Below are 6,758 nucleotides of genomic sequence, written 5' to 3' on the forward strand. Positions count from 1 at the left end.
CGGGTCATCATTCCCTCCGAGAGGTTAGCCGAGCCGGCGCGGCAAGCTGGAACCTGGTTACGGCTTCAACCTCAGATTTTCTGCACTTCTTCGATCAATTCTCGGCGCACACAAACCGCCGTGCTCTTGGGCAAGACGGGCTTGCCTCTGGCTTCGAAATGCGCGCGCGTAAACGCAGCCCCGAACAGGAGGATCATGGAGGAATAGTTTACCCAGAGAAGGAGCAGCGCCAGAGAGCCGGCGGCACCATAGGTCGATGCTGTCGCAGTATAGGCCAGGTAGACGGAGATCAGGGAACGGCCTACCGTGAACAGCACTGCAGTGATTAACGCGCCGAGCAGGACGTCTCGCCAAGACAGCACCACGTCTGGCAGGATCTTGAAAATTGCCGCGAACAGGAACGTGACCACGAGCAACGACAGGAATATCTCCATGCCCACCATCGCCCAACCAGGAACCGGTAGCCATTCGTCCGCGAACGCCATCACGCCACGCAAAGCCACTGATAATATGAGCGAGACCAAGAGGGTGAACCCGATGGCCAGGATGATGGTCAGCGACAGCACCCGGCTCTTGACGAAGATCCACACGCCGCTCCTGGAGGGTCGCGGCGCGACCTCCCAGATCTGATTCAGGGACAGCTGCAGTTGGGCGAAAACCGTGGTGGCACCGACTACGGTGGCGATGATCCCAATCAACGCCGGCCAGATGCCACTCTGATCGATCTGCGAATTGATCACTGCTTCCTGCACCATGCCTGCCGCTTCCGGACCTAAAGTCCCCTCGAGCTGCCCAAAGAGTTCACCCCGGACAGCACTCTGGCCAATCACCAGCCCGACCAGAGTGACAATCACTAACAGGATCGGCGCGATGGAGAAAACGGTGAAGAACGCCAGCGCTGCGGCATAAATGAAGGCCTGGCTCGCCAGCAAAATCCGGCTTGCAGCAGCCAGGATGCTGAGCCAGTGCCTCACCGGAGCGGGGAGTTTTTCGTAGATACCGAAAGGCATGGGTCGAAAACGCCTCGTCTTTGGAGTCAATGTCGATCTCTTACCACCCAGTATAGTGGCTATCCGATCTTTGGCGCAGATCGGCGGCCGTGCGAGGTGGTGATGCCCACGTGAGCGATTTCGCCATCGGCCTTCATCTGCTTGAGGACGTCCATGTGCACGAAGTGGTCCGTGCCGGGCAGGATGAATGCTTCGAAGGTCGGCACGTGTTCGCAGTTTGCTTCTATGTTGGTCGGCCAGAGGTCGGCGATGACCCAGTCGCGCAGGCCGGTGTCAGTGGCGTCGACGAACATGCTGGCGACGAAGGGCCTGGCGGCGGCAACGAAGTCCTGGCCCAAGGGCTGCAGTCCAGGCTTGGACTTCCTCTGGGCTCAGGCCTTGTCCGAGGTCATGGAACGTGTCGACGCGTTCGACCTGTTCAGCCTCGACCACGGCGCGCACGTCTGCACCGAATGCGATGACGTGAGCAATAGCGTGCCGCTTTAGCCATCGATTCCGAGCCAGGTGAGTGTAACCGTCGCCCGTGCCGGCGGTAAGCCGTAAGGCTGGAGGGTCGGTCCCGAGCCCGCAGGCTGTGGGGACGGAGGCTTAGTGAGCTCAGGCGTGACGGTGGCGTTCACCTGCAGCGTCGTACATACCCCAGGCCATTGATCCATCTCGTCGGCGCCGGCCTGAAAGTTCGTTCGGATCGTGAAGCGCACCCGGGTACCCCCCGGTGCAATGACGATTTGATTTGCAGAGGTCCACGTACGAGCCGGTGTGCTGGTAAACGAGATCCGCACCGGGTGGGGGTAGGTTTGAGCCAGTTCGATGGTGCCGCTGATTTCGATCGGCGAAACATAGTACGCCATGAAACGACGAGCGTTGCTCATCGAGTCGCTGGTGCCCGAGCTTGGAATCTGCGTGGCGCCTGCTGGGCGCAACGAACCGAGTATGACTGCACTCGACGCCGGCGCGGGATCGACGATGATTTCCTGGTGACTGACGTGGGCACCTTGTTGCGGGCTGGCAGGCAGCGTCCCTGCCACTTTCACGCAGCCACCGGGTGAGTTTTGAGGGACCAGAACCCGAAACGACCGGGACGCATTGCCTGCGGTGACGACCCGATTCAACGGCACGGTCACGATGCTGTTCTGTGCCGAGAGGGGGCGCGTTGTGAACTCCACGGACGTGTTGGTGGGAGCAGGTTGACTCAGCGTCACGGTGGAACCAGCGGTCTCGCCGGGTTTGAGGATGTCGTTGGCAAAGGTTATGGATTGTATGGATTGGGCCGAAGCGGCGGTGCCGATGGCCATGCAGCAGAGTGCAAGGATCGTGGAGTGCCCCAGTCGGTATTTATGAATCCGACGCCAAGAAGGGCTGGTTCTCGTACCAAGGTTCTTGGGGTGCATTCTGGCCATCCTCTCAGGCTGGTTTTTGGTCCAGAGCTAAGGAGCGAAACCGTGGTGGCAGGCTCATTCGTAGCATGGCTGGAGGGTATAGGCAATATAAAGCGTCCTTTCGCCGGCCGGTGCCTGCTCCTCGCCGACAACGCGGCTGTCTACGACCCGTTGCTGGCGGACCTGGGCACCCCCCCTGAACCCCCCCGGGCTCCACCAAGTCCTTGTGGCCTTCTGTTCCCCGATTTGATGAGCTACGCTACCCGGCCGCCACGGCCGCCCTGGTGCGGCCGGCTCATCGTAAACGGAACCGCAGCCCATGATCCTCACCCTCAACCAGCTGGAACGGCACCTGTTCAAGGCCGCCGACATCCTGCGCGGGCGCATGGATGCCTCCGAGTTCAAGGAGTACATTTTTGGCATGCTCTTTCTCAAACGCTGCTCGGATGTCTTCGAGCAGCGCCGGGAGGAGGTCCGTGACCAGCTCAGGCAGGCGGGGGCAGGCGAGACCGATATCCTCCAGCAGATGGAGGCCCCCGACTGGTACCGCGCCACCTTCTACGTGCCGCCCCAGTCCCGCTGGTCGCACTTGCTGAACGAGGCCCATCAGGGCGTGGGCAGTGCCCTCAACAAGGCGCTGGCCGGCCTGGAAGAGCACAACCCCAGCCTGGCCGGGGTACTGGAGCACATCGACTTCACCCGCAAGGTGGGCTCCACCACCCTGCCGGACAAGAAGCTCCGGGACCTGATCGTTCACTTCAGCGAATACCGCCTGCGCAACGAGGACTTCGAGTTCCCCGACCTGCTCGGCGCCGCCTACGAATACCTGATCCGCGATTTTGCCGACTCCGCCGGCAAGAAGGGCGGCGAGTTCTACACCCCGCGCCCGGTGGTGCGCATGATGGTGCGGCTGATGGACCCGCAGGAGGGCCACAGCGTGTATGACCCGTGCATGGGGTCCGGCGGTATGCTGATCCATGCCAAGGAGTACCTGGAGGAGCAGGGCGGCAATCCGCGTCGGCTCAACCTGTTTGGCCAGGAGGCCTCCGGCTCGGTATGGGCCATTGCCAAGATGAACATGCTGCTGCACGGCGTGAATAGCGCCGACCTGCGCAACGACGACACCCTCACCGACCCGAAGCACGTGGATGGCGGCGAGCTCAAGCGCTTCGACCGCATCCTCACCAACCCGCCTTTCTCCATCGGTTACACGCCGAGCCGGCACTTCCCGGAGCGCTTCCACTACGGCAGCGTGCCGGAGGGGGCCAAGAAGGCCGACCTGATGTTCCTGCAGCACATGGTGGCCTGCCTCAAGTCCGATGGCCGCCTGGCCACCGTCATGCCCCACGGCGTGCTGTTCCGGGGCGGTGACGAGAAGCGCATCCGCGCCGGTCTGCTGGAGGATGATCTGGTGGAGGCGGTGATCGGCCTGGCGCCCAATCTTTTTTACGGCACCGGCATCCCCGCCAGCATCCTGGTGCTGCGGGCCAAGGGGGCCAAGCCCGATGAGCGACGGGGGCAGGTACTCTTCATCAACGCCGACCGGGAATACCACGAGGGCCGCGCCCAGAATCACCTGCTGCCGGAGCACATCGAGAAGATCGCCAGCACCTACGACGCCTTTGAGGACGTGCCCGGCTTCGCCCGGGTGGTGCCGCTCGCGGAGCTGCGCGACAACGACTACAACCTCAACATCCGCCGCTACGCCGACAACACCCCGCCGCCGGAGCCTCAGGATGTGCGCGCCCACCTCAAGGGCGGCATCCCGGTGGCCGAGATCGCCGCCAGGCGCCCGCTGTTTGATGCCCAGGGCCTCGACCCCATGGGGCTGTTTACGCCCAGGGCGGATGACCCTGACTACGTGGATTTCGCCGAGCCCCTGACCGAAAAGCGAGACCTCAAACCCGCCATCGAGGCAGACGCCGGCCTCACCGCCAAAGAAGCCAGCGTGATGGCCGCCTTCGAGGCCTGGTGGGCCGAGCATGGCGGGAGCATTACCGGCCTTTCCGGCAACGGTGGCCGCCTCACCCAACTGCGCGACGAGCTGCTGGGCAGCTTCTCGGCGGCGCTGGAGCCCACCGCCATGCTGGACCGTTTCGCGGTGCGCGGCATCATTGCCGGCTTCTGGTTCGATAACAAGAACGAGTTCCGCACCCTGCAGGCCCGCGGCTGCCTGGGCGTGGTAGACGCCTGGCGCACCGCCATCGTGAGCCTGCTGGAAGACGAGCAGAGCAAGGCCAACCCCCTCGACCACCGCCTGGTCCACTTCCTGCTGGAGGAATACGTCGCGGAGCTGGAAGACCTCGCCGCCCGCAAGGCCGAGTTGGACGCCCGCATCAAGGCCGCCGAGGCCAAGCCCGAAGGTGACGATGGCGACGAGCCGGAATCCGACAGCAACGACGATGACGACGCCCCGACGCCGGAGCAGATCAAGGCCTGGAAGAGCGAGCGCACCCAGGTCAGGAAGCAGCACAAGGCCAAGGTGGCCAGCTTCGAGGCACACCTGAACGCCGCCGTGGACGCCCTGGACGAACTGGCTGCCGCCGAACTGGTGGGCACCATCCTGCACAACGACCTCAAGGGCATTCTGGAGCGCTACATCCGCCAGCAGCGCCAGCAGGTGATCGCCGCTTTTGAAACTTGGTGGGACAAGTACCGGGTGACGTTGGGGGAGATTGAGGCGGAGCGGGATGCGGCTGCGAGGGAGTTGCGGGGGTATTTGGAGGGGTTGGGGTATGTGTGATTACAAGTCACTGAGGGAAGTAACTACTGTAGTCAATGAAAAAATATCCGTCGGCAAAGATCCTGAAAAGCCATATGTGGGCCTAGAGAATATAAAGCCTGGTTCAGGGGTTCTTGATGGGTACTCCGCCTCAGGCTCATCAATTAGTACGAACTCAGTTTTTCAGTGTCATGATGTGCTATTTGGCAAGCTCCGCCCAAACCTGAGAAAGTGTATCTCAGCCCCGTTTTCAGGTTACTGCTCAACAGATATACTCGTTCTACGGCCCAACGAGGGCTTTGACCCTGTTTATGTTGCCAAGATATTCCAATCCGACTTTGTTGGAAGAGTCGCCGAGGGAAGCGCGATAGGCACTAAGATGCCTCGCACCTCTTGGCGGGACTTGAAGGAGCTTAAGATATTCGCTCCATCAATGTCTGAACAGCGACTTATCGCCCGCATCCTCGACACCCTCGACACCCAAATCCAGAAAACCGAGGCACTGATCGCCAAGCTGGAGAAGGTCAAGGAGGGCCTGCTCCACGACCTGCTGACCCGCGGCATCGACGAGAACGGCCAGCTCCGCCCCAGCCCCGAGCAGGCGCCGGAGCTTTACAAGGATTCGCCGCTGGGGTTGATTCCGAAGGGTTGGGGCGTTGGCTCACTGGGTGATCTGTCAGAAATTGTTAGCGGGGTTACGCTCGGCGGCAAATCAGGAAGCAGTGCATGGCCACTGGTGCCTTACCTACGGGTGGCAAATGTTCAGGACGGCTACCTCGATCTTTCCGAGGTAAAGCTAATTAGGGTGAGTTCTGTAGATCTTGAAAAGTATCGACTCCTGCCAGGTGATGTTCTTATGAATGAAGGAGGCGATTTCGACAAGCTTGGTAGGGGGGCACTGTGGCAAGGCCAGATAGGTCTTTGTATCCATCAAAATCATGTGTTCCGTGTTCGTACCACCCAAAGCGTACTGAACCCCCACTTCCTCACTGCCTTCTCATCGTCAGCCATAGGGAAACGTTACTTCATTCGATCATCGAAGCAGAGCACCAACTTGGCTTCAATAAACTCAACCCAATTGAAAGCTTTTCAGGTTTCACTACCATCCAACACTGAACAAGAACTCATAGTGAAAGAGCTACAGGCAATGGCCTCAAAAATTGAGTCTGAGAAAGCTCTCCTGGACAAGCTAATCATCCAAAAGTCAGGCCTCATGAACGACCTCCTCACCGGCCACGTCCGCGTCACCTCGCTGCTCGACCAGGCCCAGACCCCCACCCCGGCATAAACAGAGCCGCCCGCAATATCAGGACCACACCATTCAGGGAACCCTCCATGACCACCTTCGACAGCACCAAGCGTTCTCTCCCGGAACTGCTCAAGGACATCACCACCGGCAAGATCCAACTCCCCGATTTCCAGCGCGGGTGGGTGTGGGACGATGACCATGTGCAAAGCCTGCTGGTCAGCATCGCCCGCTCCTTCCCCGTGGGCGCGGTGATGCTGATGGAGACCGGCGGCGAGGTGCGTTTCGAGACCCGCCCGGTGGAGGGCATCGACCCGGACGGCGTCACCAAGGACCCGAGTTAGCTGATCCTCGATGGCCAGCAGCGCCTCACCAGCCTGACCCAGGCGGTGGGCCTGGAC

General features: G+C 61.1%; 5 protein-coding genes and 1 pseudogene. 3 read left to right on the forward strand and 3 right to left on the reverse strand.

Annotated elements, in window-relative coordinates:
* Nucleotides 1-71: 71 nt before the first annotated feature.
* The 3 genes from LQ956_RS14615 to LQ956_RS14625 all read right to left on the reverse strand — a co-directional run bounded on the left by LQ956_RS14615 (nucleotide 72) and on the right by LQ956_RS14625 (nucleotide 2,305).
* Nucleotides 72-1,010, reverse strand: coding sequence for a YihY/virulence factor BrkB family protein (locus LQ956_RS14615; RefSeq protein ID WP_238623371.1), 939 nt, complete (start codon nucleotides 1,008-1,010; stop codon nucleotides 72-74).
* A 59-nt stretch (nucleotides 1,011-1,069) separates the two neighbouring features.
* The gene (locus LQ956_RS14620; protein WP_238623372.1) at nucleotides 1,070-1,348 is read right to left on the reverse strand and encodes a hypothetical protein; all 279 of its coding nucleotides are present in this window, start codon (nucleotides 1,346-1,348) and stop codon (nucleotides 1,070-1,072) included.
* A gap of 144 nt (nucleotides 1,349-1,492) precedes the next feature.
* Entirely contained in the window at nucleotides 1,493-2,305 is an 813-nt protein-coding gene (locus LQ956_RS14625; protein ID WP_238630309.1) for a hypothetical protein, read from the reverse strand.
* A gap of 403 nt (nucleotides 2,306-2,708) precedes the next feature.
* On the opposite strand from LQ956_RS14625, the gene LQ956_RS14630 reads away from it, so the two are divergent.
* The 3 genes and pseudogenes from LQ956_RS14630 to LQ956_RS14640 form a co-directional block, all read left to right on the forward strand.
* On the forward strand, nucleotides 2,709-5,132 hold the full coding sequence (locus LQ956_RS14630) for a type I restriction-modification system subunit M (protein WP_238630308.1): 2,424 nt from the start codon (nucleotides 2,709-2,711) through the stop codon (nucleotides 5,130-5,132).
* Nucleotides 5,125-6,399, forward strand: a complete 1,275-nt coding sequence (locus LQ956_RS14635) for a restriction endonuclease subunit S (protein ID WP_238630307.1) — start codon at nucleotides 5,125-5,127, stop codon at nucleotides 6,397-6,399. Before LQ956_RS14630 ends, LQ956_RS14635 begins: the two co-directional genes overlap by 8 nt.
* A 47-nt stretch (nucleotides 6,400-6,446) precedes the next feature.
* Nucleotides 6,447-6,698: pseudogene (locus tag LQ956_RS14640) on the forward strand (GmrSD restriction endonuclease domain-containing protein); the annotation flags it as partial.
* Between the last annotated feature and the right edge of the window lie 60 nt (nucleotides 6,699-6,758).

The organism is Ectothiorhodospira lacustris (assembly GCF_022227845.1).
Lineage (GTDB): Bacteria > Pseudomonadota > Gammaproteobacteria > Ectothiorhodospirales > Ectothiorhodospiraceae > Ectothiorhodospira > Ectothiorhodospira lacustris.